This window comes from Actinoplanes sp. NPDC051470 (genome assembly GCF_040682035.1).
In the GTDB taxonomy this organism is placed as follows: Bacteria; Actinomycetota; Actinomycetes; order Mycobacteriales; family Micromonosporaceae; genus Actinoplanes.
Window position 1 is genome coordinate 84,575 of record NZ_JBFBAA010000035.1, and the last position, 22,940, is coordinate 107,514.

A 22,940-nucleotide genomic window follows, 5' to 3' on the forward strand; every position below is an offset into this window, starting at 1 on the left:
CCTCAACCTCCTATCTCCAACGCGGGAGCAATCATGAAGACACGTAGATTCGCCGCTGTCGTTTCCGCCCTGACGGCGGTGACACTGGTCGCGGCCTGCAGCAGCGGCACCAACGCCAACTCCTCCTCCGGCGGCGGCGACAACAAGACCCTCACGCTCGCCTCCGTCGACCAGGGGTCCATCGAGGACGTCGTCAAGGCGTTCGAGGCCGCCAACCCCGGCGTCAAGGTCACCCTCACCACCGCCGGCGCCGACCAGTACCAGCAGCAGATCCGCACCCAGCTGTCCTCCGGCACCGCCCCGGACGTGATGACCGTCTGGCCCGGCAACGGCAACCCCGGCGCCACCTATGTCCTGGCCAAGCCCGGCTACCTGCTCGACCTGTCCGACCAGCCCTGGGCCGCGAAACTGCCGGACGCCTTCAAGACCGTTGCCCAGTACGACGGCAAGACCTACAACGCGCTGTTCGGGCTCAACGGCATCGGCGCGGTCTACAACGACGCGGCCCTGAAGAAGTCCGGCCTGACCGCCCCGACCACCTGGACCCAGCTGCTGAAGTTCTGCGGCGACGCGGCCGGCCAGGGCACCCCGGCGTTCGCCCTGGGCATCCAGGACAACTGGGTCACCCAGTTGGTGCTGTACGCGCTGGCCGCCGACGTCGTCTTCGGCCCCGACAAGGACTTCAACACCAAGCTGGCGGCCGGCCAGGCCACCTTCGCCGGTTCGCAGTGGACCACGGCCATGGCCAAGTACCAGCAGATGGCCACGGCCGGCTGCTTCCAGAAGAACCCGCTGGGCACCAGCTACGAGGCCAGCCAGACCCTGGCCGCCACCGGTAAGACGCTCGGCATCATCCAGGGCAACTGGATCGTCGGGCTGCTCAAGGGCAAGAACCCGAGCGGCACCTTCACCATGAAGGCCCTGCCCGGCACCGACGACCCGGCCACGTTCCTCATGCCGGCCGCGGCGGGCGCCGGCTACGGCGTGAACGCCAAGGCCAAGAACAAGGACCTGGCGCTCAAGTTCATCACGTATGTGATGTCGCCGGCCGGCATGAAGGTGTTCAACGAGAAGCAGGGCAGTCTGCCGACCCTGCCCGACGCCGGCACCACCGTCGACCCCGGCCTGGCCGAGCTGAGCACGTTCGTCAAGGACAACCGGACCGTGCCGTTCATGGACCAGCTCTGGCCCAACGCCAAGGTCCAGCAGACCATGCTCAGCGGCCTGCAGGAGGTCTTCAGCAACCAGGCCAAGCCCGACGAGGTCCTCAAGGACATGGACGCCGAATACAAGAAGGGCTCGTAGGCGGCGACGACTTCGCCCGGCACCCCAAACCCAGCGCCCACGCCTTCGCTGGCTCCGCCGGCTCGACACCCTTGCTCCCGTCCGCTGAAAGGAAAACACGTGCGCCGAACACTCGCTGTCGCCGCGATCGTGGCCCTCGGCCTCGCCGCGTCCCCGGCCGCCGCCACCGCGACACCGGTCCGCTCCTGGCCGTCCTACGTCCTCGGCCCCCACGCCGACCAGGTCACCCCGAAACGCGCCGAAGCCCGCGGCACGGTGTCCCACGCCGGGTCACTGGTGCACCCGCACGGCAGGCCGACGACCCTGACCACGATCGCCGGCCGGACACCGGCCTCGGTCGTGCTCGACTTCGGCCAGGACATCGCCGGCACTCCGTACCTGGACATCTCCCAGGTCAGCGGAACCGCCACGCTGAACCTGGTCACCGGCGAAGCCCGGGAGTTCCTGCGCCGCCCCGCCGCGACGACCCTCGCCGCTCCCGCCGCCACCGGCGCCCAGCAGGTCACCGTCGCGTCCGCCACCGGGCTGGAGGTCGGCAACACCATCACCCTCGGCGCGCAGACCCGCACCATCGTCGGGTTCGACGCCGCCACGCGCATCGTCGACCTCGACCGGCCCCTGGAGCAGGACGTCGCCGCCGCCACCGCGGTCACCACCGCGCCGGGCGCGCCCGCCTCCGACGAGTCCCGCGGCCTGGCCGGGGTCGGCGGGCCCGACAACCTGCAGGTCACCGCGCCCGGCCGGGTCGCCGCCGGGTTCCACGGCGGGTTCCGGTTCATCCTGCTCACCCTCACCACCCCGGGCACCGTGCAGGTGTCCGGGCTCGGTGTCGACTTCCAGGCGTACCGGGCCACCGCCCGTGACTACCGTGGCTGGTTCCTGTCCAGCGACGAGCAGCTCAACCGGATGTGGTACGCCGGCGCGTACACGCTGCAGCTCAACATGAAACCGGCCGGGCTCAACGGCCTGCCCGACGCGCGCATCTACGACGGCGCCAAGCGCGACCGCAGCATCTGGACCGGCGACCTGCTCGTCCAGGGACCCACCATCATCAACACCCTCGGCGACGTCGGCGCCGACTACCTGCGATCCTCGCTGGACGCGTTGTTCGCCACCCAGCGCGCCGACGGTGCCCTGCCCGGCTCGCCGGACTTCGCCAAGCGGACCTCACCGGCCGGGTCCCCACTGTTCTACTCCAACAACTACTCCGGGTACGGCGCCCGCGCGGCCATCGACTACTTCCGCTACACCGGCGACCGGGAGTACATCCTCGGCCTGCTGCCGAATCTGCGCCGTGAACTGGCCTACAACGCCACGTTCCTGACCGCCGACAACCTGGTGGCCTCCAACGACCGCGACTACTGGCAGGCCACCCAGACCGGCGCGGTCACCAAGTACAGCATCGACTACTACATCCTGCTGCGCGAGATGGCCTGGCTCGAACGCACCGTCGGCTCGGCCACCGACGCGGCCGGCTACGACGCCACGGCCGACGCCATCAAGACCGCCGTCAACGCCAAGCTCTGGAATCCCACCCTCGGCGCGTACGGGCAGAGCACCGACCACCCCGACGTGCTCGTCGAGGACGCCAACGCCCTGGCCCTGCAGTACGGCTTCGTCCCGGCCGGCCGGCGGGCCGGTGTGCTGCGGGCATTGAAGACCCTGTGGACGCCGTACGGTGCGATCCTCGGCCCCGGTCTGCAGGATCCGACCGGGCACACCATCGAGCCGTTCGGCAACGGCATGGAGACCGCCGGCCGGTTCGCCGTCGACGACGTCGACGGGGCTCTGGCCCTGATGCGCCGCACCTGGGGACCGATGGTCGATCCGGGTAACCCGCTCTACACCGGTGGGCTGTGGGAGTTCAAGAACAGCAGTGGCGGGGTCAACCGGCCCACGGCCAGCCTGGCCCACGGCTGGGCCGCGTCGCCCACCGTCCAGCTCACCCAGCAGATCCTCGGCGTGCAGCCGGTCGGCGCGGGCTACACAACGTGGACCATCCAGCCGCGTCCCGGCCGGGTGGCCTGGGCCCAGGGCGTCGTGCCCACCCGGCACGGCGACATCAGCGCCCGCTGGACCTCGGGCAACCACCGCTTCAACCTGCACGTCTCCACACCGGGGAACACCAGCGGCACCGTGGCCGTGCCCGCCGGCAAGCGCAGCATCGTGCTGGTCGACGGCCGCCCTGTACGCCCGCGGATCACTGAGGGCTACGCCCAGCTGAGTCTGCGCGGTGGCCGCCACACGATCACGGTCCAGCGCTGACCGAGCCGAGGGGCGGCCTCGCCGCCCCTCGGCCTTCTGTCCCCGCTTCGCGAAGGAGATCTGAGCGTGAACACCCCGATGACCCGCAGGACCCTGATCGGCGGTTCGCTCGCTGCGGCCGCCGGCCTGAGCCTGCCGCTGCCGGCCCAGGCCCACGGCGGCCGGCGGACCGACGAGGCGGCCACCCGGTACGGCAAGGTCCGCGGCCGCCGCGAGGACGGCATCGTCAAGTTCCTCGGCGTGCCCTACGCCACGCCCCCGCTCGGCCGACTGCGCTTCAAGGCCCCGAAGCTGCCGCAGCGGTGGTCCGGCGTCCGCGACACCGTGGGCTTCCCGAACCCGGCGTTCCAGGCGGCCGGCGCCGAGATGGGACCGACCGGCAACGGCCGGATGCCGGCGCCCTCGGAGGACTGCCTGTACCTCAACATCTGGACCCCCGCCGCCGACCATCGGCGCCGGCCGGTGATGTTCTACAACCACGGCGGCGGCTACATGATCGGCTCCGGGTCCGCCACCGGTCAGGACGGCACCCACCTGGCCCAGCTCTACGACGTGGTCGTAGTCGAGTCCAACCATCGCCTGGGCCTGCTCGGCTACCTGTTCCTGGGCGATCTCGCCCGCGGCGACTACGCCGCCAACCAGGGCATGCTGGACATCCTCGCCGCCCTGCGCTGGACCAGCGACAACATCGACAACTTCGGCGGCGACCCGGACAACATCATGGTCTGGGGCGAAAGCGGTGGCGGCGCCAAGACCGCCGCCGTCTACACCATGCCGTCGGCGGCCCGCCTGTTCCACAAGGCTTCCATCGAAAGCGCCGCGCCGCTGCGTTTCCCCACCCGCGACGGCGCCACCGCCCGCGCCGAACGCACACTCTCGCTGCTCGGACTGACCACGGCGGACATCCCCGGGCTGCACGAAATCCCGGCCGCACGCCTGCTCGAGATTCAGCAATCCGAGGCCGCCAACGGCGTCGCACCCTGGGGTGACCCGCCGTCGCTGCCGGGCTTCGGCGCCTTCGTCGACGGCCACATCATCCCGCGCCACCCCTTCGCCGACGGCGCCGCGCCCTGGTCGGCCGGCAAGCCACTGATGGTCGGCACCTGCCGCGACGAAACGGTGTTCTTCAGCCTCTTCGGCCCACCCGACATCTTCCGCATCGACGACGCCGGCCTGCGCAGCGCCCTGAGCGGCACTTATCACGGCGCTGAGCTCGACCGGATCATCGCGACGTTCCGCCGGTCACGGCCCGGCGCCACTCCGGCTCAGCTCTATTTCGCGATCACCACCTCGCCGATCTGGCGCGACGCGATCAAGATCGCCGAGGCCAAGGCGGCGCAGCACGCCGCGCCCGTGTTCATGTACCAGCTCGCCTACCCCGACCCGACGGTGGTGCCCGGCACGAACTTCCCGCTCGGCTCACCGCACGCCTCCGACATCCCACTCAAGTTCGCCAACACCCCCACTGACGCCCGGCCGGGCCAGCGGGCGACCGCGCGGCACATGAGCGCGCTATGGGCAGGCTTCGCCCGTCATGGCCGTCCGACCGCGCCGGGCGTGCCGCGCTGGCCCGCCTATACCCCGGAAGACCGAGCCACGATGTGGATCGACGCCGACAGCAGGATCGTCAAGGACCCCGACCGGATCGAGAGGCTCTTCTGGAACAACCGGGCCTGAACCGAAGCCTCAGCAGCTCCCCCCAGCCGTCACCGCTGCCCGGCGCATCACCGACGTGCTCGTGGAGTCCGCGACCGACGCCGTGATCGGGATACAGAAGGACGACGGTTCCAACGCCCTCATCTACGGCAATCTGGAGTAGGTGGTGGCCGCCGGTTCCGGCTTCACCATTCGCCCGGTGGCGAAGAAGTCGTAGAGCCACGCGACAGGCGCCGGCATCGTGCGCGGCTTTTCCGCCGTGGCCGTGGTCCCGGCCGAACTCCAGGGGCGTTCACGTCGGCGAATCATCAATGAGTGAACGGCCGAGATGGTTCTCCAGTGGGGCGCCGGCGACCAGGGCCAGCCGCATTTTGGTCTCGTCCTCGCTGTCGGTGGCGGCGGTGAGGATGACGATCTTGAGTTCGGCGTCACCGTCGGAGAGCACGTCGCAGTCGACGGCGATCGCGCCGACCGTCGGGTGGTAGATGATCTTCTGGTCCTCACGGTGGGCGGCGACCACGCCGGCCGACCAGAGCTCGGCGAAGCGGCGGCTGCCGCGCTGGAGATCGCCGATGAGGTCGCTGAGGAGACGGTCGTCCGGGAACCGGCCGGTTGCGCGGCGCAGATCGGACACGACGGCGGCCTCGGTCGTGTCGCGGGACGACGTGATCACCGGCCATTGCGAAAGGCGTGGGGCGGCGCCGTCGACCGGGAAGGTGTCGCGGGCGAAGTTGCGCAGTGCCGGTGGGACCGTGGACGGGTCGCCGAGCAACGTCGCCCAGCCGCGGTTCCACTGGATCAGCTGCCAGTGGGCCGCGAACACGGCGATGGCGGCGGTGTCGCCGAGCCGCCTGAGCAGGCGCTGCAGTCCCGGCGGGAGGTGATCGCTGATCGCGGCCGGCGCGACGATCCCGGCCAGCCGGTAGAGGTGGTCGCGCTCAGCCGCGGACAGTTGCAGCGCCCGCGCCAGGGCGGCGACGACCTGCGCCGACGGGGTGCGGAACCGGCCCTGTTCGAGGCGTACGACGTAATCGACCGAGATGCCGGCCAGGTCAGCGAGCTCCTCACGGCGCAGCCCGGCCGCCCGCCGTGCGCGGCCGCCGGGCAGGCCCAGCTCGGCCGGAGAGAGGCGGTCCCGCCAGGCGCGGATGGTGGTGCCGAGATCCGATGCCATGATGCCGATTATGACCAAGGGCCGGTTGCCGAGGGTGGTAACAGCCTTCCCTGGCTGGGCCGCCGCGGCCGCCGAACCATGGACGAATGACGATCACCTTCATCACCGGGGCCAACAAGGGCCTCGGCTACGAAACCGCCCGCCGCCTCATCGAGCAGGGGCACACCGTCGTGCTGGGAGCCCGCGACTCGGACCGGGGCGCTGAGGCCGCCGACAAGCTGGGCGCCCGATTCGTGCAGATCGACGTGACCGACGACGAGTCGGTCGCCGCGGCCGTCACGGACGTCGAACAGCACGAGGGCCTCGTCGATGTGCTGATCAACAATGCCGGCGTTCAGGGCAGGTTCGGCACGACCGACGTCGCCGACCTGCGCGAGGTCCTCGAGGTGAACGTGATCGGCGTCGTTCGCACGACCGAGGCGTTCCTGCCGCTGCTGAAGCGCTCGACCGACCCGGTCATCGTCAATGTGAGCAGCGACATGGGCTCGCTCGCCGCCACCCACGACCCGGCGCGGCCCGAGTCGAAGGTCATTTTCCCGGCCTACACCGCGTCGAAGGCGGCACTGACCATGCTGACCACTCAGTACGCCAAGGCCATGCCGGAGATCCGGATCAACGCGGCCGACCCAGGCTACACCGCCACGGATTTCAACAACCACTCCGGCCCCCAGAGCGTCACCGAAGGCACCGACGCTGTTGTCGCACTGGCCACCGAGGGGCCTGGCGCCGGTTCCGGACGGTACGTCAACCGGAACGGCTCAGTCCCGTTCTAGCCACTTCGACTTGGTGCGTGCTATCCGGACGTAATGGCCACGGCTCGTCGCAGGTAGGCGTTGTCGTGGAGTTCGGTGAGCATGAACTCTGCAAGGTCGGCGCGAGAGATCCTGGCGGCGAAGGAGAGCCGGAGGTCGGTTCCGGTGCGGTACTGGCCGGTGCGGGGTCCGTTGGTAAGCATGGGGGCGCGTACCACGGTCCAGTCGGTGTCGCTGTTGTTGACGAGAGCCTCCATCTTTTCCTTGTCCTGGAGAACGGCCCGTTCGAGCAGCCACGATGTGGCGACGTAGGCGGTGCGGTGGCGGCTGTCCGCAACGCCGTAGTTGCTCAGGATGATGAGCCGGCGGGGGCCGTTGTGGGCTGAGGCGGACAGCACTGTGCGGATGCCTTCCGTGCAGGCGTCGGGGCCGCGCCGTCGTTTGCCCAGGGTGCTGACGATCGCGTCGGCGCCCTGCAGCGTCCGGGCTACTGCCGCGGGGTCGCGTACGTCGCCGCCGACGACGCGAACCTGAGCGTGGGGGCGGACCCGGGCCGGGTCGCGGGCGAGCGCGTTGATGTGGTGACCGCTTTGAAGGGCCTGCTCGACCACGACACGGCCGGCGCGGCCGGTGGCACCGAAGATGGCCAGACGCAAGGGAACTCCTCGATCACCTAAACGGCACGCGTGTGCCGTTTAGGTGTTACTGTGCCCGCGTAGCACCGAGAGGTCAACCCTGGAGGCACGTCATGCTGATCGTCGCCGGAACCGGCTACGTCGATCCCGCCCATCGCGACGCCCTGTTGGAGGGCCTCGCGCCGGCCCTGCGCCGGACGCGAACCGCACCCGGATGCCTGGACTACGTGGTGGCGGCCGACCCCATCGAGTCCGGCCGGGTCAACATCTTCGAGCGGTGGGAGTCCGAAGCGGACCTCAACGCCCACCTGTCCGGCAACGCGCAGACCGCGCCGTCCACGGCGCACGTCCGCAGCGTGGAGGTCGTGCGATACGACATCAGCGGCTCCAGCCCTCTCCCAAGCTGACTGGACCGGCGGCTCGAAAGCGGACGAAGCCGCCGGCCCGGCAGGACTTACGATCACAGCGATGCCACCGTCAGACCGAACTCCGGACACCACCCGCGCCGACGCCTCAACGGCGCCGCCCCGGCCCCAACGCGCCGACGGCCGGCGCAACCAGGCCCGCGTCCTGGAAGAAGCCTTCGCGGCCTTCGCCGCTCACGGTGCCGCGGTTCCGATTCGCGAGATCGCACGCCGCGCCGGCGTCAGTACCGGCACCGTCACCCGGCACTTCCCGACGAAGGAGGCGCTCTTCCGGGCGGTCGCACTCCACCGGATCGAACATCTCGTCCGCAGCGCCGAGGACATCGCCGCCCAGGAACCGCCGACAACAGCGTTCTTCACCTTCTTCGCGTTCCTGGTACGCCAGAGCGCAGCCGATCACGCCGTCGGTGACGCCCTCACCGGCGCCGGCTTCGACCTCCGGGCCGCCGCGTCGACCGCCATCCGCGACTTCGGCACGGCCATGACCGGTCTGCTCACCCAGGCGCAGCAGGCCGGAACGGTCCGCGATGATGTCGACACCGCCGATATCAAAGCCCTCATCGCCGGCTGCATCACCCGTGACGACGACGGCGCCGCCCAACAACGCATGATCGAGATCGTCTGCGACGGTCTCCACCCCCGCCCGACCTAGTCGCGGCCATCGTGGCTAACCGGGCTCGCCCATCAATGTCGGCACCCGGCGGTTAGAAAATCTATGTCTGAGCCACTAGACATCCTCGCCGCCGTCGGCTAACTTATTTCTGGTCGAGAACGCGGCAACATCAAAGACGTAGACGAGAACCGCCCGACTGAGGCGAAGGAGCCGGCCCGACAACGCCCCGGCTCAGGCACATCGCGGTTGGATGTGCCCGGTGGGTGCAGGTGACAGTGAAGTTCGGCAGTTCCCGGGGTTGATTGTTCATGTCTCGGGGTGTTTCAGGTGGCGGGGCCGATGTAAGTTCCTGGGCTCCGCGCAGGTAAGAAGAGGGCTCGTCGTACGTGTCCGGGGCCATGAAGTCGCGTGGGTTCCGACACCGGCGGACAGCACGAAGGATGAGAAGTCAGAGGAAAGGGAGGGTCTCACACCATTGGATCGCCCGTTGCCAGCCGCATTTCCGGGCTGGGCGCGGACACCGTAGTTCTCCATCGAACGAGAGGTGGTCTCCGGTCACGCTTACGCGATCCTCGCACCCGAACCCCGAATACCGGGCTGGTGTGGATATGACAATCCGACGTTTCAGTCGGTAGATGGTGTTTAAAGTCCCGTAACCCTTGGGCCCCGGCGCTTCACAGCGCCGGGGCCCTCGTGTTGGGGAGGTGCATGGCACACCCAGCGAGGTGCTCGATGACGGGAACCATCTCGCCCGCACGAGGGACGGGCCGCTGAGACGCCGAGCGGTCAGGCGTCGCAGTTGTCGCCGGCCAGCCGGTCCGAGCGCTGCCGGATGTCGTCCGGCGTGAGGGGTCCAACGGCCCTGACCAACGCGGACCCGCGGGCGCAGACTTTCGGCACGAACACCTGCCGGAGGTACGCGATGAGGACACAGAACCGTGCCGGTGCGGTCGCTCTGCGGGCGTGGAACAGCGTTCCGGCGGGGCGGCTACCACCGCCGTCGGCAGCTGTTGACCGTACGGCCGGCTGATGGTCAGCACTCTGAGCCTGCCGGCCGCCGCCCAGACGGCGTCAGCCGCCGTCCGTGATCTCAGCTTCGCGGCCATGGGGGCGGTGCTGCTGATACGCGGAGGCCGCCACCCCAAGGGTTCAGCCGCAACGTAGCTCTGATGCGAAAGTTCCCGGCTGACCCGGATCCGACCACCTGAAGCCACCCCAAGTGTCCTTCCACCGCGTACCGGAAAAGGGTCTTGATCTGGCCCGGCACTGTTCCGAGATGCTGGACCGGCACCACGACTACATCCGGGAGAACTTCGAGGACATGCCGGAGGTCCGTGACTGGACGTGGACGTCATGATGCGCTGCGGAGCCGGCGTGACCAGGTCGAAGACCTACTCAAGCGAGAGGGTGACGCAACTTGTCGGGTCCGATGGTTTCGTATCCGTGGAAGTGGGCGTTGAGGACCAGTCCGGCCTTGGTGATCAGGGCGTCCTCGGAGAAGGGTTTGTCAAGGAGTGCGACGCCGCGGTCGAGTTTGCCCTGGGAGGCCAGGACGGGTTGGGCGTAGCCCGACATGTAGAGCACTTCGATGTCCGGCTGGAACTCGCGGATGCGTTCGGCGACTTCCTTGCCGAGCATTTTGGGCATGACCACGTCGGTGACGAGCAGGTGGATGTCGCCGTCGTGCCCGGCGGCAAGGGCGAGGGCGTCGGGGCCGTTCGCGGCGGTGATGACCTTGTAGCCGTTGCGGGTGAGGATCCGTTCGGTGACCTGCCGCAGTGCTTCCTGGTCCTCGACGACGAGGATGGTCTCTCCGGCCGGGGTGCGCCGGTAGGAGTCGGGTTCCTCGAGCGTGGCGGCCTGGTCGGTGATCGGCAGGGTGATGGTAAAAGTGGTCCCGGCGCCGGCTTCGGACTGGATGCCGATGGCGCCCTCGGCCTGGGTGACGATTCCGTACACGGTGGCCAGGCCCAGCCCGGTGCCGCCGTTGTGGCTCTTGGTGGTGAAGAACGGCTCGAAGACGTGGTTGAGCACGTCGGCGGGTATGCCGGTGCCGGTGTCGCTGACCCGCAGCTGCACGTGGTGGCCGGGTCGCGCTGGTGACCCGGCGGCGACCGAGTCGTCGTCGACGACGATATTGGTGGTGTCGATACGCAGGGTGCCGCCGTGGGGCATGGCGTCGCGGGCGTTGATCGCGAGGTTGAGCAGGATCTGTTCGATCTGCCCGGGGTCGGCCAGGATCGGCCACAGGTCCGGGGCCAGGGTGGTGGTCAGCTCCACGTCCTCGCCGAGGGTCCGGCGTAGCAGTTCTTCCACCCGGCTGACGTTGTCGTTGAGGTGTAGCACCTGCGGCCGGATCACGTCCTGGCGGGCGAAGGCGAGGAGTTGGTGGGTCAGTTCGGCGGCGCGTTCGGCGGCCTGTTGGATCTGCCCGACGTCGTGCTGGGTTTGCTGGCGCTGCTCCCATGCGGGTGCCGAGGTGAGCTCTTCGGCGACGAAGGCGGCGTAGTTGAGGATCACCGCGAGCAGGTTGTTGAAGTCGTGGGCGACCCCGCCGGCCAATCGTCCGAGTACCTCCAGACGCTGGGTCTGCTGCATCTGGGCGTCGAGGGTGGCCTGGTCGGTGCCGGCCTGCGGCCCGCGATCGACGGTTTCCGCGGGTGGGTACGCCTCCGCGGGCGGTGTGTCCTGTTCGCGGCACACCAGCACCGCGCCCGCTTGGTCGCCGGCGGTGTCGATGACGGCGGACGCGGTCAGCGATACCGCGATCACGCGGTCGTCTTTGCCGAGCCACGCCGTGTCGTACTGCTCGGTCTGCCCGCCCCGTAACACGCGGCGCAAGATTTCCGCATCACCGGTTCGCCGGTCCGGCGCGACGAGGTCGTCGAGGTGACGGCCGATGATCTGTTCGGCCGGGCGGCCGTACAGTGCTGCCGCCGCCGGGTTGCAACTGTTGACGACATCTGGCGGCGTCACGCCGATGACCGCGTCGTGCGTACACGCCACGATCGCCGCCAGTTCCGTGCGCCCGACGTGGTGCGCCGCCTCAGCAACCTCGACCATGTCGCCCTCCAGAGCCGATATCCAGGACATTGGTTGGGGTGACGGCGTCACCCCAACAACGATCCGGTCGGAGAGCGGCAGGGTCTGGGCATCTGCTCCGGTTATTGATCTTCAGAATACCGCTCCGGCGAACCCTTCTCACGACGTTCGCCAAGCCCGGTCACGCGTGTGGCCACATCCTCATCCGGACGCTCATCCGCGCGCACCACGGATCGTCGTGGACGTGCGCCGAACGCAGAGGCTGTGGGGTGCGGGCAGCGGGCCGGGCTCCGGGGCGACCGTCTGGACGTCCGCTATCCCTGGGTGGTGATGGTTTCGGCGGCGTCACGGCGGGGGACGGGCGGCAGGGGGACCCGTGATACGGGATATCCGAGCCGGACGACGAGGTAGGGCTCGCCGAGATCTGACAGCAGGCCGCGGAGCAGCCGGCGGGGCCAGGTCACTTCGACGGCTTCGCTGAGCAGTGCGGTGGCGAGCCCTTCCGCGGTGGCCAGCAACAGCAGCGTGGACATGGCCTCACCGCCGCGCAGGAGATCGGTGGGCTGATCGCCATTGCCGTACACGATGACGTACGCGGCGCCCTTGTCCACACCGTCGCCGGCGCTCAGGCCGGCGGTGGCGCCAACGGGGGTGAAGTCGCGGACAGCGACTCGTCGTGGCGTGGGCTCCACCGCGGTCGTGGGTGGCACGCCGTCGCCGCGCCACTGAGGACGGTTGGTCCAGCGGTTGAGCTCCGCCCGGTACGTGGGATCGTCGTGTTCGATGCCGGCCGCCCGCTCGGTGGCGATGGCCAGCATCGCCACCTGGTCCTGGGGCACCTCGTGCAGGTAAGCCCCCTCGAATTCGACGAGGCGGCGCAACCGGGTGATCATCGCCTCGGACACCTGTCGGTCGCCGAAGGCACGCCGGTCGGTGCGGCGGCGGGGGATCGCGGCGGCCATCCGCTGCGTCTCGGGATTGGGCGGTACGGCGGCCCCGAGCTGGATGCGAGCCAGCAGTTCAGGGTGAGCCGGGTCGGGCATCCGGTCGACGGTGACGGCGTAGCCGGCTGCCGCCAGCGCGGTACGGGCGTGGTGCAGCGCCGCGCCGCAGCTGATCAGCAGCAACCGTCCGTCGGGGTCGGTGGCGTCGAGCTGCCGCTCCGGGTCCGAGGACAGCTCCAAGATGTCGCCGGTGACACGCCAGTGCCACGGTTGGGTGTTGAACACCGACGGTGCGTGCAGCGATGCGCGCGCGGCGGCTTCGAGGACGGCAGTCGTCTCGGAGCTGGTCAGGCGCTGGGGTGAGGCGGTCACAGGAAACCTCCGGTTTGTCTACTGCTCAGGGTGCGGGGACAGGCCGGCTGTGTTCAGGGCCGAAAGACCCGACTTGGCCACCCGCCGGGTCGCGGGCAGTTGTGACTCCTGCACGTGGTTCAGGAGATGACGGTCTGTGCCGGGTCGCGGCGGGGGGTGGGGCTGCCGGGCTGCCCGTAGCCGATGCGGAGGGCCATCTGCGGTGTGCCGAATCGGCTGCCCAGTGATCGGCTCAGCTGCTCGCGGGCGCCCGTCACTTCGATGGGTTGGGAGATCATCGAAGCGGCGAGGCCGGCATCGGTGACGGTGAGCAGCACCCGCTGCAGGGCCAGGCCGGCGTTGATCTGGTCAGCGGCGGTGTCACCGGTCGAGCCGAGGATCGCGATCAGCGGTTCCGGTTCGAAGTCTCGTCCCGGGGCGCGCGGGCGGTCGCCGTAGGCGCGCTGGGGGAGTAGATCCTGGGGTTCGCCGACCCGGGCGGCCGCGGCGACGGGCACCCCGTCGCCGGAGGCTTCGGTACGGATCCACTCGGACAGTCGCTCCTGGTAGGCGGGGTCGCGGCGCAGCACCCGGTCGGCGCTCCGCGCGATCTCGGCGAAGCCGGTGAGCGCGGTCATCCCGACGAGCAGCTCCAGCCAGGCGCCCTCGGCCCGGGCGGCGTCGACGAGCCGGGCCCGGACGTCGGCCGGGACCGGATCGGGCCAGAACGGTTCCCGGCTGCTGCGCCGTCGGCCGATCGCGGCGAAAAGGTCACTTTCGGGGTACGTCGCGGGCCGCGGCGGTCCCGGTCGCAGGCCGGCCATGACCGTGGGGTCAGCCGGATCGGGCCGTAGCCGTACCTCGGCGGGGCTGCCGTGGGCGAGCAGGGCGAGGCGGGCGTTGAACACCGCGGCGCCGCAGGCGATCCGTACCGCCCAGCCGATCCGGTCGGCCAGGGCCAGGTGATCGCGGGGGTCAGCCATCACCTCGATCGCGCCGTCGTGCAGCCGGAATCGCCAGGGTTGGCTGTTGTGCAGTGACGGCGCCCGGATGCCGGCTGCGGCGGCGATGTGCAGCTCCGCCGGGCCGTAGGACCGTGGTGTCATGGAGGCCACCCCTGTTCACCGCTGCCCTCGTCGGCGACACGGATCATGATTGCGGGAGATCGCGGGTCGTGACGACAACGGCGCGAGTTCTGTCTGTTGACCAGGGTGCCGCTCAGCAGGCGATTGCGTCAGGGCCGAAGGACCCGGGCCGTAGGGTCAGCCGTTCAGGGGAACTCGCCAGTCGACGACGGTGCCGCCGCCCTCGTTGCGGCTCACTTCGAAGGTCCCGCCGAGGTCGCCGGCCCGGTCCAGCAGGTTGACCAGCCCGCCGCGGGCGAGCGTGGCATCAGCGCCGACTCCGTCGTCCTGCACGATGACAGCGATCTGCCCGCCGGCTGCCCGCACCGACACCCGCACGGTGCTCGCGTTGGCGTGCCGGGCCACATTGGACAGGGCTTCGCGTACCACCGCCAGGATCTCCGGGACGATGTCGTCCGGTACGGCGCTGTCCACCGGCCCGGAGGTGTCCAGGACGGGCCGGAACCCGAGCACGCCGGCCGCCGCGTCGACGGTGTCGCGCAACTCGGTGCGCAGGGAGACCCCGATGGGGGTGCGGAGCTCGAAGATCGAGCGGCGGATGTCGCGGATGGTCGCGTCGAGGGCGTCGACCGCGTGGTTGATCCGCTTGGCGACCTCCGGCCGGGTGGTGTGCGGCACGGTGCTCTGCAGCTCCATGCCGGTGGCGAACAGCCGCTGGATGACCACGTCGTGCAGGTCCCGGGCGATCCTCTCCCGGTCCTCCAGCACCACGAGTTGCTCGCGTTCCTCCTGGGCCCGGGCGCGTTCCAGGGCGAGGGCGGCCTGGTCGGCGAAGCTCGACAGCAGCGCCACATCGTCGTTGCGGGCGTCGTGCCCGGCCCCGTGGCCGACGATCAGCACACCGTGCAGGACGTCCGAGCGGCCCAGCGGGGCGACCATGGCCGGCCCGCCGGGCACCGGGACAGGCCACGGTGCCGCCTTGGAGAGGTCGTCGAGCAGCATGCGGTGCGGCGTCGACACCGCGTCGAGGAAGGTCGTGTCGGCCGCGGTCAGGACGGCGCCGAGCAGTCCCGCTGTCACGGTGTCGGGGCCGTCGACCGCCTCGACGGTGAACTGGCCGGCCACGTCGTCGTAGAGCAACACCAGCACCAGGTCGGCATCCGCGACCTCACGGGCGCGGCGGGCGATCAGGCGCAGCGCCTCGGTGCGGCGTACTTTGCCGAGCAGCACCGAGGTGATCTCGGCGGCCGCGGCGAGCCAGCGTTCCCGGCGGGTCGCCAGGGCGAACAGCCGGGCATTGTCGATGGCGACACCCGCGGCCGCGGCGAGCGCGGCGACGATCTCCTCGTCATCGTCGGTGAATTCCGCGGCGCCCTGCTTCTCGGACAGGTACAGGTTGCCGTAGACCTGGTCCCGGATGCGGATCGGAGCGCCGAGGAAGCTGTGCATCGGTGGGTGGTTGGGCGGGAAACCGTACGATCGCGGGTGCTGGGTGATGTCCGGCATGCGGACCGGGTGGGGGTCGGTGATCAGCAGACCGAGGACCCCGCGGCCGCGCGGCAGGTCACCGATCGCCGCGTGCAGCTCGGGGTCGATGCCATGGGTGATGAAATCGGACAGCTGACGGTCGGACCCGACGATCCCCAGAGCCGCGTACCGGGCGCCGGCGAGCTCACACGCCGCGGCGACGATCCGCTGCAGCACGGTCCGCAGGTCGAGGTCGCCGCCGATGCCGACCACGGCGTCCAGCAGTGCACGGAGTCGTTCGCGGCTGGCCACGACCTCACCGACGCGGTCCAGCATCTCGCGCAGGAGTTCATCGAGGCGGACCCGCGACAGCGGGCTCAGACCGAGCGACGGCGCATCGCGGTGCTGCTCGCCCAGCTCACCGGCCATGCACTCATGCTATCGGTCGTAGCCGCCGGTGCCCGTTTCTGATTGACAGGACCTTCGGCCCTACGTCGACGTCCGGACCGGCGGTAAGAATGAGCAATGATCCGTGTCTTCCTGCTCGACGACCACGAGGTCGTCCGCCGCGGCCTGACCGACCTGCTGCACGCCGCCGGAGACATTGAGGTCATCGGCGAGTCCGGCTCGGCGCAGGAGGCCACCCGGCGGATCCCCGCGCTGCGGCCGGACGTCGCTGTGCTCGACGCGCGGCTGCCCGACGGCAACGGCATCGACGTGTGCCGCGACGTCCGCGCGGTCGACTCCACGATCAAGGGCCTGATCCTGACCTCGTACGAGGACGACGAGGCCCTGTTCGCCGCGATCATGGCCGGCGCCTCCGGGTACGTCCTCAAGCAGATCCGCGGCAACGACCTCGTCGACGCCGTCCGCCGGGTGGCGGCCGGGCAGTCCCTGCTCGATCCGGCCGTGACCCAGCGGGTCCTCGAACGCATCCGCAACGGCGTCGAGCAGCCCCGCGAGCTGGCCTCCCTCACCGATCAGGAACGCAGGATCCTCGAGTACGTCGCCGAGGGCCTGACCAACCGTGAGATCGCCGCGAAGATGTTCCTGGCGGAGAAGACAGTGAAGAACTACGTCTCCAGCCTGCTGGCCAAACTCGGCCTGGAACGGCGTACCCAGGCCGCGGTCCTGGCCACCCGGTTGATCGCCGAGCACCCCCGCTCCGCAGGCACGGCGGGACTTTAGTCCCGTCGAGTCGGGTCGGGCAGCCCGGGCGTCGGAGGGGTTACGGGGACGAGAGTCCTGGGTGTCAACCGCTAGAAGGAGCCCTCATGAGCGTTCAGAAGATCAACCCCCCTGCATCGCACGCCTTGGAGCATGTCGAGGCGCCGGGTGCGATGCTGACGACCGGCGCCGCGAAGGCTCTGGCGGTTCTGCGGATCTCTCTCGGTTTCGTATTCCTGTGGGCGTTCCTCGACAAGACGTTCGGGCTCGGCTTCTCGACCCCGTCGGAGCGGGCCTGGATCAACGGTGGCTCGCCGACCAAGGGTTTCCTGTCCTCGGTCGACGTCGGTCCGTTCCAGTCGATGTTCCACACGATGGCCGGCACCTGGTACGCCAACGGCCTGTTCATGCTCTCCATGCTCGCCATCGGGGTCGCCCTGATCGCCGGGATCGGCCTGCGGATCGCCGCCGGCGCCGGAGTGCTCGTCATGGCCCTGATGTGGCTCGCCGAGTTCCCGCTCGACCGCACCACCGCCGACGGCAAGCCCTCCGGATCGTCCAACCCGATCACCGACTACCACTTCGTGTACGGCGTCGGCCTGGTCGTGCTCGCCCTGACCTACGCCGGGCACACCTGGGGCCTCGGTCGCCGGTGGGCGCAGCTGCCCATCGTCCAGAAGAACCGCTGGCTGATCTGACCAACGCACCATGGCCGGCTTCTTCCCGCGGGAAGGAGCCGGCGAACGGCTGAGTGTCTGCTGTCCCTGGCGGCCCTCGGATTCCGGTCGTCTTCCCGGCCCCGCTGATGAGCACCATCGGCGAACTCGGCTCATTCCTCGCCCGGGAGAACGCCGCCGCGCCCGCTCAGCCGTAGGTCACGACGCGGACGCCGCCGCCGTCGCGTTTGGCCGCGTACATCGCGGCGTCGGCGGAGCGCAGCAGATCGCTGATCACCTGATCGATGCTGCCGTCGGCCGCCGTCGCCGGCGCGGACAGCATCAGGATCCCGATCGACGCCCCGATCGTGACCGCACCCCCGTCGACGGCGATCGGCTCGGCGATCGACCGCTCGATCCGGGCGGCGAGCGACGACGTGGTTTCGTCCTCCAGTCCGGGACAGAGCACCACGAACTCGTCCCCGCCGAGGCGAGCCACCGTGTCCGACTCGCGCACCGAGGTGCTGAGCCGGGCGGCGACGGTCTGCAGGACCAGGTCGCCGCTGTGATGGCCACGCTGGTCGTTGATCGCCTTGAAGCCGTCGAGGTCGATGAAGAACAGCGCGGAAGGGGTACGCAGGGCACCCCGGAGGTCGTCCATCAGGCGGGCCCGATTGGCAATGCCCGTCAGCTGGTCGTGCGTCACCTCGTGGCGCAGGGCACGCTCGGTCCGTTCCAGCGCGGTCACGGAGCGGCGCAGGCGCGCGAGGATGAGAGCGATCATGACCAGCAGCGCCAGCGCGGCCGGTACGGCGTCCCAGCCGTCACGTGGCATGACGAAGACACTCAGGCTCACCCCGGACAGGGCCGCCCCGAGCAGAATCATCCGCCAGCCCGTCATGCTCACGGCGAGCGTCGTACGGGGCACGGCGGGGGACACGGCGTCCCGGCTCGGGTGCAGTGCCGCGGCGGTCAGCACCGCGTTGACCACGAGGTAGCCGGGGTGGTGCCAGAAGGCGTCCAGCCCGGCCGCCACCATCGGCAGCACGGCGTATACCACGTCGAGGACCAAGGTCAGGCCGAAACCGAGCAGGGCAAGGCGCTCCGCGGCGGACAGCGCCCCCGGAGCGAGCACCAGGGTGAGCCCGAGCGCCAGAATGACCACGTCGCCCAGCGGGAAGGAGAACGCGGCGATCAGCGCCCATCGGTTCCCGGGCGGCGTCACCGCCAGCGCGGGCCTGATCAGGGCGTACCAGGCGAGGACCGTCGCCGCGGCGGTCACCACCGCCACATCCTGGAGGACGGCGCGACGGACAGCCCTCGGCAGCCCGCGCCGCTCGATGAAGCGCATGGTGGCAACGGTGACCGGGAGGTAGAAGAACAGCCAGAAGAACTGCGCCACGTCGGCCGCCACCGGCACGACGTCCAGCAGCACACCGGTCTGGAAAATGGCCGCTCCGGCCACCGCGCAGCCGACCGCGGCGATCCAGGGCGTCCAGATGCGGCGCCGGCCGGGCCCGAGTGAGCGGGCGGCGGCAACAAGCCCGGCGGCGAGCACAGCCAGGCCCGCGAGCATCGCCACCGGCGCCGCCCGGCCGGACGGCGTCGCGGCGACCCCGCCTGCGATCACGCAGACGGCGATCACGGTCCGCCATGCCACCGGCCCGGGCTGCCTCACGTCCCCTTTATCGACAGCATCATCGCGGCACCTGAGCCCCTCGCCGAACTACCCGGAGTCGTTCCTCACCGCCGGCGGGCGCCCGTCGCGCGACCTGAGGCGCCGGCCGGCGCCACTTCGCGGCGGCGTTCCGTACGGAAATGGGTGTCTCGCCTGTCGCCTTTCGCAAGTTGCGGCGAGAAGCGCGCAATAAATCGCGCCTCCACCCACCTCCACCTGGGCAAGTTGCGCATCGTCAGATCAACTTCGAACGACCTGCGGAGATCATTGTGAGCAGCAGGACCATCATCATCACCGGGGCGTCGAGCGGGTTCGGCGCCATGAGCGCGCGCGCCCTGGTCGACGCCGGCCATCGGGTGTTCGGCGGCATGCGCGACATCGAGGGACGCAACAAGCAGGCCGCGGCCGACTTCGAGGGGTACGCGCCGAACGCCGTCAGCCTCGAGATGGACGTGTCCGACCAGCATTCGGTGGATGCCGCCGTCGAGCGCGTGCTGCGCGAGGCGGGTCGCATCGACGTCGTCGTGCACAACGCCGGCCACATGACCCTCGGCCCGGTCGAGGCGTTCACGGTCGAGCAGAGCGCCGCCGTCTACGACACCAACGTGCTGTCCACCCAGCGGGTCAACCGGGCGGTCCTGCCGCACCTGCGCGGCCAGGGCGACGGCCTGCTGGTCTGGGTCGGCTCGTCCAGCGCCCGCGGCGGCACCCCGCCCTACCTGGGACCTTACTTCGCCGCGAAGGCCGCCGAGGACGCCCTCGCGGTCAGCATCGCGGCGGAGGTCGCCCGCTTCGGGATCGACACCACGATCGTGGTTCCCGGTTCGTTCACCACGGGTACCAACCACTACGCCCACGCCGGCCACCCGGAGGACACCGCGGTCGTGGAGTCCTACCAGGAGAGGTACGCCGGCGTGATGGACGACCTGCTCGGCAAGCAGGCGCGGCTCTCACCCGACGACGCCGACCCGCAGGAGGTGGCAAGGGAGATCGTGCGGGTCGTCGACCTGCCGCGGGGCCGGCGGCCGTTCCGGGTCTACATCGACCCGGCCCAGGACGGCGCCGAGGAGGTTTTCCGCATGGGCGACCGCGTGCGGCGCGAGTTCTATCGGACCGTGGGCTACGAGGACCTGCTCGGGCCCGGCGCCTGAATTCCTGACCCTGTCTGTTCCCGATCATGAAAGGCACCCACATGACCAAGCTCGCCCTGATCACCGGCGGCAACCGCGGCCTCGGCCGGGCCACCGCGGTCAAGCTCCTCGACGCCGGCTTCCAGGTCATCTACACCTACCGCGACAACCCGGGTGAGAAGATCGACGCGGTGGCGCTGCCGCTGACCGTCGGCGACCTGGAGTCGTACGACGGCTTCGTGACCGAGTTGCGTACCGTGCTGCGCGAGCAGTTCGGCCGCGAGGACTTCGACATCCTGATCAACAACGCCGGGGTCGGGCTGGGCTCGACGATCGCGGACGCCACGGTCGAAGACTTCGACCGGATGATGAACGTACACCTGCGCGGCATGGTGTTCCTGACCCAGAAGCTGCTGCCGCTGGTCGCCGACGGCGGCAAGATCGTCAACCTCTCCACCGGCCTGGCCCGGTTCACCGGCGAGGGGCTCTACGCGATCTACGGCGCCCTGAAGAGCGCGGTCGAAACGTTCACCCGGTACCTCGCCCGCGAGGTCGGCCCGCGCGGGATCACCGCGAACACGATCGCGCCCGGCGCCACCGCGACCGAGTTCGGCGGCGGCGGTCTGCAGGACGAGAACGTTCAGAAGCACCTGGCCGCGGCCAACGTGATGGGCCGGATGGGGCAGCCCGAGGACATCGCCGGCGCGATCGTCGCGCTGGTCGGCGAGGGCACCCAGTGGATCACCGCGCAGCGCATCGAGGTCTCCGGCGGCATGCTCATCTGAACCACCCGCCGCCGAAGCCGCGGCCGGGTGCCCCACCCGGCTGCGGCTTACCCGCCGCCAGGATCGCTCGGTGCCTCAGGTGGCCCGGTGGAGGTCGCCCCGGGTGACGCGGAGTTCGACGACGCCCGGGTCGCCCTCGACGGTCTTGCTGATCTGGTCCCCGCCACCGTAGGTGTCGTTGAACAGGAAGCCGGTGCCGTCGATCCGGATGTAACCGGCGCCCATCAGCTCCTCGGCCAGGCCGGCGACCACGTCCGGCCGCACGTCGGTGCCGGGCATCTGCACGGCGGTGACGGTCCCGGCCTCGTCGCCGTCCCGGTCGACGACGGTCATTCCCACGTTCACCGTCGCGATGGGCAACGGCTCGGTCGGCGTCTCAGGATGCATGTCCTGGCGAATGCCCCGGGCGCCGCTCACGAAACCCGCCGTTGTCGGCATGTCGCACGCGGTCGGCCTGATGCCCGTCTCGCCGGACCACCTCGACGCGCCAGCGGCCGTCCGGCGTGGCGAGGGCACCGGTCAGGTCCGGCGGGGTGTCCGCTGGAGGCGGGGCCGCGCGTCGCGCCGCGCCGGGGGAGCGGTCCGGACGGAGCCCCCGGCCACGATGCGTGCCGCAGCCGGCCGTCGGGTGTCCTTAACCGGACTACCGCCGAGTGAGCCAAGTGCCGTCACTCCGCGTGACCCTGTCGCGCCGGGTCAGCATCCGGATTTGCCGAGATGAAAACGTGTAGACCATTGCCTGACGCGGTAAATCCAGTTGGTCAAGCCTCGCGTGGGAATGCTTTTTGAGCTGGCGGGCGGTCTTGTCCATTGCTGTTCTGTCGTACCCCGCTGGCAGTATCGGAGAGATCGGACGTTGGTTCATAGCGAGGGAGTGTGGGTGGATATCCGGAATAAGGTCGCCCTGGTGACCGGCGCGTCGGTCGGGACTGGTCGGGCCATCGCGCGGCGCCTCGCCACAGAGGGTGCCGCGGTCGTGCTGGCGGACATCGACTGTGTGGGTGGGGAGCAGACCAGGCGGATGATCAGGGACGCCGGCGGTGATGCCCGGTTCATCGCGGCCGACATGTGCTCAGAGACAGGCATAGCGAGGATGATCGATTTTGCGGTCACCGAAGCAGGCGGCCTGGACATCCTGGTCAACAACGCCGGCGGTGGCGGGCACGTCCCGCCCCACTTCCCCGACGCCACCCCGGCACAATGGGGAGCGCTGCTCGACCTAAACCTGCGTGGCCCGATGCTGGCTACCCAGCTGGCGATCACGGCGATGCAGGGTCGACACGGAGGTGTAATCGTCAATGTGGCCTCCACCGCCGGTCTGGGACACCGTTCGTACCAGTCCCCCGAGTACGGCGCGGCGAAGGCCGGGCTCATCCGGTTCACCTCGTCACTCACCGGCCTGCGCGAACGAACAAACGTTCGGGTCGTCTGCATCGCGCCCGACTGGGTGGGCACCGAGCGAGCGCTGCGCGAGCTGGCCGCCATGACAGGCGCGCAGCGGGCCACCGTCCCGGATCCGATTCCAATGGCTCAGTTCACCGACGCCGTGGTTGAACTGGTCCGCGACGACCGTCTCGACGGCCGGGTTCTTGTCCTACTGCCTGGTCAATCCGCCCAGCTTCTCGACCAGATCTAGCATCGCCGCCAAGGCTGGGGTTGACCGGCCCCGGTACAGGACACACGGCCACAGCGTCGGGCAAGGGCACGTCCTGATCTGCCGTTGCGACACGAGGTCGCACTTTGCGAGTGGACTCGCAGTTAGGAGGGTCGACATGGTGTCGGCTGTGTAGTTCCGGGCGCGTGCTCGATG

20 protein-coding genes are annotated in these 22,940 nt (G+C 69.8%); 12 read left to right on the forward strand and 8 right to left on the reverse strand.

Translation table 11 applies throughout. From position 1 onward, the window contains the following. The first annotated feature begins 33 nt into the window (after positions 1–33). The 3 genes from AB0M54_RS40030 to AB0M54_RS40040 all read left to right on the forward strand — a co-directional run bounded on the left by AB0M54_RS40030 (position 34) and on the right by AB0M54_RS40040 (position 5,247). Positions 34–1,305 (forward strand): extracellular solute-binding protein, encoded by a 1,272-nt coding sequence (locus tag AB0M54_RS40030; RefSeq protein ID WP_364331361.1) that lies wholly within the window; start codon positions 34–36, stop codon positions 1,303–1,305. Between the two features lie 99 nt (positions 1,306–1,404). Next, entirely contained in the window at positions 1,405–3,570 is a 2,166-nt protein-coding gene (locus AB0M54_RS40035) for an alpha-L-rhamnosidase C-terminal domain-containing protein (RefSeq protein ID WP_364477248.1), read from the forward strand. Positions 3,571–3,636: 66 nt separating this feature from the next. Beyond that, positions 3,637–5,247: a carboxylesterase family protein gene (locus tag AB0M54_RS40040; protein WP_364477250.1), complete on the forward strand. Its 1,611-nt coding sequence runs from the start codon at positions 3,637–3,639 to the stop codon at positions 5,245–5,247. A gap of 271 nt (positions 5,248–5,518) precedes the next feature. On the opposite strand, the gene AB0M54_RS40045 is transcribed toward AB0M54_RS40040, so the two are convergent. Then, the gene (locus AB0M54_RS40045; protein ID WP_364477252.1) at positions 5,519–6,400 is read right to left on the reverse strand and encodes a helix-turn-helix transcriptional regulator; all 882 of its coding nucleotides are present in this window, start codon (positions 6,398–6,400) and stop codon (positions 5,519–5,521) included. A gap of 86 nt (positions 6,401–6,486) precedes the next feature. Between AB0M54_RS40045 and AB0M54_RS40050 the strand changes: the two genes are divergently transcribed. Beyond that, positions 6,487–7,173, forward strand: a complete 687-nt coding sequence (locus tag AB0M54_RS40050) for an SDR family NAD(P)-dependent oxidoreductase (RefSeq protein ID WP_364477254.1) — start codon at positions 6,487–6,489, stop codon at positions 7,171–7,173. 20 nt (positions 7,174–7,193) lie between these two features. Here AB0M54_RS40050 and AB0M54_RS40055 read toward each other — a convergent pair whose 3' ends face one another. Beyond that, on the reverse strand, positions 7,194–7,808 hold the full coding sequence (locus AB0M54_RS40055) for an NAD(P)H-binding protein (RefSeq protein WP_364331375.1): 615 nt from the start codon (positions 7,806–7,808) through the stop codon (positions 7,194–7,196). Positions 7,809–7,900: 92 nt separating this feature from the next. Here AB0M54_RS40055 and AB0M54_RS40060 point away from each other — a divergent pair, with 92 nt between their 5' ends. The 3 genes from AB0M54_RS40060 to AB0M54_RS40070 all read left to right on the forward strand — a co-directional run bounded on the left by AB0M54_RS40060 (position 7,901) and on the right by AB0M54_RS40070 (position 10,182). Then, complete coding sequence (locus tag AB0M54_RS40060) at positions 7,901–8,194, forward strand: putative quinol monooxygenase (protein WP_364477256.1); 294 nt, start codon at positions 7,901–7,903, stop codon at positions 8,192–8,194. A 61-nt stretch (positions 8,195–8,255) separates the two neighbouring features. Next, on the forward strand, positions 8,256–8,864 hold the full coding sequence (locus tag AB0M54_RS40065) for a helix-turn-helix domain-containing protein (RefSeq protein WP_364477257.1): 609 nt from the start codon (positions 8,256–8,258) through the stop codon (positions 8,862–8,864). A 1,180-nt stretch (positions 8,865–10,044) separates the two neighbouring features. Beyond that, on the forward strand, positions 10,045–10,182 hold the full coding sequence (locus AB0M54_RS40070; protein ID WP_364477259.1) for a hypothetical protein: 138 nt from the start codon (positions 10,045–10,047) through the stop codon (positions 10,180–10,182). 38 nt (positions 10,183–10,220) lie between these two features. On the opposite strand, the gene AB0M54_RS40075 is transcribed toward AB0M54_RS40070, so the two are convergent. The 4 genes from AB0M54_RS40075 to AB0M54_RS40090 form a co-directional block, all read right to left on the reverse strand. Next, a complete protein-coding gene (locus AB0M54_RS40075) occupies positions 10,221–11,888 on the reverse strand; it encodes an ATP-binding protein (RefSeq protein WP_364477261.1) in 1,668 nt (555 codons plus the stop codon). 293 nt (positions 11,889–12,181) lie between these two features. After that, a complete protein-coding gene (locus tag AB0M54_RS40080) occupies positions 12,182–13,183 on the reverse strand; it encodes a nitroreductase (protein WP_364477263.1) in 1,002 nt (333 codons plus the stop codon). 119 nt (positions 13,184–13,302) lie between these two features. Further along, positions 13,303–14,268, reverse strand: a complete 966-nt coding sequence (locus tag AB0M54_RS40085) for a nitroreductase family protein (protein ID WP_364477265.1) — start codon at positions 14,266–14,268, stop codon at positions 13,303–13,305. 156 nt (positions 14,269–14,424) lie between these two features. Then, entirely contained in the window at positions 14,425–16,143 is a 1,719-nt protein-coding gene (locus AB0M54_RS40090; RefSeq protein WP_364331397.1) for a GAF domain-containing sensor histidine kinase, read from the reverse strand. Between the two features lie 96 nt (positions 16,144–16,239). Here AB0M54_RS40090 and AB0M54_RS40095 point away from each other — a divergent pair, with 96 nt between their 5' ends. Beyond that, a complete protein-coding gene (locus AB0M54_RS40095) occupies positions 16,240–16,902 on the forward strand; it encodes a response regulator transcription factor (RefSeq protein ID WP_364331400.1) in 663 nt (220 codons plus the stop codon). An 86-nt stretch (positions 16,903–16,988) separates the two neighbouring features. Further along, positions 16,989–17,579: a hypothetical protein gene (locus AB0M54_RS40100; protein ID WP_364477267.1), complete on the forward strand. Its 591-nt coding sequence runs from the start codon at positions 16,989–16,991 to the stop codon at positions 17,577–17,579. Between the two features lie 166 nt (positions 17,580–17,745). Here AB0M54_RS40100 and AB0M54_RS40105 read toward each other — a convergent pair whose 3' ends face one another. After that, complete coding sequence (locus AB0M54_RS40105) at positions 17,746–19,215, reverse strand: GGDEF domain-containing protein (protein ID WP_364477269.1); 1,470 nt, start codon at positions 19,213–19,215, stop codon at positions 17,746–17,748. Between the two features lie 269 nt (positions 19,216–19,484). Here AB0M54_RS40105 and AB0M54_RS40110 point away from each other — a divergent pair, with 269 nt between their 5' ends. Both AB0M54_RS40110 and AB0M54_RS40115 read left to right on the forward strand, forming a co-directional pair. Next, positions 19,485–20,366: an SDR family oxidoreductase gene (locus AB0M54_RS40110; RefSeq protein WP_364477271.1), complete on the forward strand. Its 882-nt coding sequence runs from the start codon at positions 19,485–19,487 to the stop codon at positions 20,364–20,366. Between the two features lie 41 nt (positions 20,367–20,407). Then, positions 20,408–21,130, forward strand: coding sequence for an SDR family oxidoreductase (locus tag AB0M54_RS40115; RefSeq protein ID WP_364331411.1), 723 nt, complete (start codon positions 20,408–20,410; stop codon positions 21,128–21,130). A 75-nt stretch (positions 21,131–21,205) separates the two neighbouring features. Here the strand turns inward: AB0M54_RS40115 and AB0M54_RS40120 are convergent, their stop codons facing one another. Further along, positions 21,206–21,568, reverse strand: a complete 363-nt coding sequence (locus AB0M54_RS40120; RefSeq protein ID WP_364477273.1) for a hypothetical protein — start codon at positions 21,566–21,568, stop codon at positions 21,206–21,208. A 469-nt stretch (positions 21,569–22,037) separates the two neighbouring features. Between AB0M54_RS40120 and AB0M54_RS40125 the strand changes: the two genes are divergently transcribed. Beyond that, positions 22,038–22,766 (forward strand): SDR family NAD(P)-dependent oxidoreductase, encoded by a 729-nt coding sequence (locus tag AB0M54_RS40125; protein ID WP_364477275.1) that lies wholly within the window; start codon positions 22,038–22,040, stop codon positions 22,764–22,766. Positions 22,767–22,940: the final 174 nt, after the last annotated feature.

Excerpts from the sequence above, each read along its gene's own strand:
- AB0M54_RS40030 (WP_364331361.1), top strand. The coding sequence starts at position 34 with ATGAAGACACGTAGATTCGCCGCTGTCGTTTCCGCCCTGACGGCGGTG.
- AB0M54_RS40045 (WP_364477252.1), bottom strand. The coding sequence starts at position 6,400 with ATGGCATCGGATCTCGGCACCACCATCCGCGCCTGGCGGGACCGCCTC.
- AB0M54_RS40050 (WP_364477254.1), top strand. The coding sequence starts at position 6,487 with ATGACGATCACCTTCATCACCGGGGCCAACAAGGGCCTCGGCTACGAA.
- AB0M54_RS40060 (WP_364477256.1), top strand. The coding sequence starts at position 7,901 with ATGCTGATCGTCGCCGGAACCGGCTACGTCGATCCCGCCCATCGCGAC.
- AB0M54_RS40065 (WP_364477257.1), top strand. The coding sequence starts at position 8,256 with ATGCCACCGTCAGACCGAACTCCGGACACCACCCGCGCCGACGCCTCA.
- AB0M54_RS40075 (WP_364477261.1), bottom strand. The coding sequence starts at position 11,888 with ATGGTCGAGGTTGCTGAGGCGGCGCACCACGTCGGGCGCACGGAACTG.
- AB0M54_RS40085 (WP_364477265.1), bottom strand. The coding sequence starts at position 14,268 with ATGACACCACGGTCCTACGGCCCGGCGGAGCTGCACATCGCCGCCGCA.
- AB0M54_RS40090 (WP_364331397.1), bottom strand. The coding sequence starts at position 16,143 with ATGGCCGGTGAGCTGGGCGAGCAGCACCGCGATGCGCCGTCGCTCGGT.
- AB0M54_RS40095 (WP_364331400.1), top strand. The coding sequence starts at position 16,240 with ATGATCCGTGTCTTCCTGCTCGACGACCACGAGGTCGTCCGCCGCGGC.
- AB0M54_RS40100 (WP_364477267.1), top strand. The coding sequence starts at position 16,989 with ATGAGCGTTCAGAAGATCAACCCCCCTGCATCGCACGCCTTGGAGCAT.
- AB0M54_RS40115 (WP_364331411.1), top strand. The coding sequence starts at position 20,408 with ATGACCAAGCTCGCCCTGATCACCGGCGGCAACCGCGGCCTCGGCCGG.
- AB0M54_RS40120 (WP_364477273.1), bottom strand. The coding sequence starts at position 21,568 with ATGCCGACAACGGCGGGTTTCGTGAGCGGCGCCCGGGGCATTCGCCAG.